Source organism: uncultured Campylobacter sp. (assembly GCF_938018145.1).
Lineage (GTDB): Bacteria > Campylobacterota > Campylobacteria > Campylobacterales > Campylobacteraceae > Campylobacter_A.
In genome coordinates this window covers 1-1747 of record NZ_CALIII010000056.1, presented here as the reverse complement: position 1 = coordinate 1747, position 1747 = coordinate 1, and the positions used below count along the sequence as shown (strand labels likewise).

Below are 1747 nucleotides of genomic sequence, written 5' to 3'. Positions count from 1 at the left end.
GTGCGCTCGACGTGTTTTAAAAACTGCACGCCAAGCCCGCGCCCTTCGCTTGCGCCCTCGATGATGCCCGGGATATCGGCCATGACAAAGCCGCTGTACTCATCAACCTCGACGAGACCGAGCTTTGGCGTGAGCGTGGTAAACTCGTAGTTTGCGATCTGCGGTTTGGCGTTTGAGACGGTCGAGATTAGCGTGCTTTTACCGACGTTTGGAAAGCCCACGAGCCCCACGTCGGCGATGAGTTTAAGCTCCAGTCGCACCTCCCGCGTTTCGCCCTCAAGGCCTTTTTGCGCGTATTCGGGGGCTTGATTGATCGAGCTTTTAAAGTGCACGTTGCCAAGCCCGCCTTTGCCGCCTTTTAAAAATAGCTCGCGCTGCCCCTCGCTAGTTAGGTCGCAGAGTAGCTCGCCCGTCTCGGCATCCAGCACCGCGGTGCCGGGAGGCACGATGAGCTCTAGGTGCTCGCCTCTTTTGCCGTGCATTCTGCGCCCCGTGCCCGCCTCGCCGTTTTGCGCGCGCATGGCCTTTTTGCCTTTATAAGCCGCTAGCGTGTGGGTATTGTTGTCGGCAACGAAATACACATCCCCGCCGTCGCCGCCGTCGCCGCCGTCCGGCCCGCCTAAAATCACGTGCTTTTCGCGGCGAAAGCTCACCGATCCGGCCCCGCCGTGACCCGAGCTTAGAGTTAAATTTACGCTATCTATAAACATTTTTTGCCTTAGTTTTTAAATTTTATTCTATTATTTTTAGTTTGTTATTTTGCGAAATTTTCGGATTATATCGGTTTATTAATTAAAATTCGATTTGCCGCAAAGTTTAAACGATTTGCCATGCACCGTTATTTATGCGGATCGTTTGCGGTAAATTTTCGCGGTTTGGATCAAATTTCAGGATTTGACGAATAGAGCGACGATCGTTTCTAATACGAGATTTTTTGATAAATTTTAAATCTTTTCTAAGAGAGTTGGGATAGCGAAGCCGTTTTGAGCGAGAAAAACTTTTAGATTTCATGAAAATTGAGTTACTTTAAAAAAGGGGCTTTCGCCCCAAAGATTACGCAGCAGGATAAACTGAAACTTTTTTTCTATTTTTATCTAGTCTTTCGAATTTAACGAAACCGTCGATTAGTGCGAAAATCGTGTGATCTTTGCCTAGACCGACGTTGCTGCCCGCGTGAGTAGCGGTACCGCGCTGGCGGATGATGATGTTGCCCGCGCGAACGAATTCGCCGCCGAATTTTTTAACGCCTAAGCGTCGTCCGATGGAATCTCGGTTATTCTGGGTTGAGCCTTGACCTTTTTTGTGTGCCATTTCTTATCTCCTTAAGCTGCGATACTTACGACTTTTACGCGTGTAAACTGTCTTCTAAAACCGCGTTTTAGTTTTGAGTCTTTGCGTCTGCGTTTTTTGTAAATAACGACTTTTTTATCCTTGCCCTCGTTTACGACTTCAAGAACGACTTTCGCACCCTTTACGAACGGCGCGCCTACCTTTACTTCACCGTCGTTTACGCACAAAACGTCCGTAATCTCGACTGATGATTTTGCTTCAGCACTGAAATGGTCAAGCTTAAGATATTCGCCTTCGCTGACGCGATACTGCTTGCCGCCGTGCTTAAATATAGCGTATTTTGACATACTCTACCTTTCTAAATTTGGTAAGACCAAAAAGCGCTTTTGGATTTCAAAAGACTTGGGGAGCTTTGTTGGTTGTAAGAGACGGATGATACCCAAAAATTTATAAATTT

General features: G+C 47.5%; 3 protein-coding genes. All 3 read right to left on the bottom strand.

Annotated elements, in window-relative coordinates; all coding sequences use genetic code 11:
* Positions 1-710, bottom strand: a 710-nt coding sequence (gene obgE / locus Q0338_RS01360; protein WP_298085195.1) for a GTPase ObgE, incomplete at its 3' end; no start/stop codon positions are given.
* A 343-nt stretch (positions 711-1053) separates the two neighbouring features.
* On the bottom strand, positions 1054-1311 hold the full coding sequence (gene rpmA / locus Q0338_RS01355; RefSeq protein WP_002943616.1) for a 50S ribosomal protein L27: 258 nt from the start codon (positions 1309-1311) through the stop codon (positions 1054-1056).
* An 11-nt stretch (positions 1312-1322) separates the two neighbouring features.
* Positions 1323-1637, bottom strand: coding sequence for a 50S ribosomal protein L21 (gene rplU, locus Q0338_RS01350; protein ID WP_002947447.1), 315 nt, complete (start codon positions 1635-1637; stop codon positions 1323-1325).
* Positions 1638-1747 lie beyond the last annotated feature (110 nt).

What these genes read in the sequence shown, in the direction of transcription:
- rplU (WP_002947447.1), bottom strand. Translation starts at nt 1,637, where the DNA reads ATGTCAAAATACGCTATATTTAAGCACGGCGGCAAGCAGTATCGCGTC.
- rpmA (WP_002943616.1), bottom strand. Translation starts at nt 1,311, where the DNA reads ATGGCACACAAAAAAGGTCAAGGCTCAACCCAGAATAACCGAGATTCC.